The following is a 439-nucleotide window of genomic DNA, read 5'->3' on the forward strand; positions in this document are numbered from 1 at the left end:
CATCTCTTGGTTTAGGCTGTATGGGCATGTCTGATTTTTACAGCGGACGAAATGATGATCTATCAGTAAAAACCATTCATCGTGCCATCGAACTGGGCATCAATTTCCTTGATACAGCGGATATGTACGGCGTTGGCCAAAATGAAAAATTAGTTGGTCAAGCTATTAAAGATCGACGTGATCAAGTTATTGTTGCAACAAAGTTTGGAAATGTAAGAGGGGAAGATGGATCATTTTTAGGAGTTAATGGTCATCCAGACTATGTAAAACAAGCTTGTGATGCAAGTTTATCTCGCTTAGGTGTAGATTATATTGATCTTTATTATCAGCATAGAGTAGATCCTGATATTCCAATTGAAGAAACAATTGGTGCGATGTCTGAATTAGTTCAAGAGGGAAAAGTACGCTACCTTGGCATGTCTGAGGCAGCTCCTCATAC

1 protein-coding gene is annotated in these 439 nt (G+C 39.2%); it reads left to right on the plus strand.

The genetic code is table 11. The features are described 5' to 3' along the window. On the plus strand, positions 1–439 hold a 439-nt coding region (locus AAHB12_RS31365), incomplete at both ends, for an aldo/keto reductase (protein WP_342048955.1).

This window comes from Bacillus sp. OTU530, from assembly GCF_038440375.1.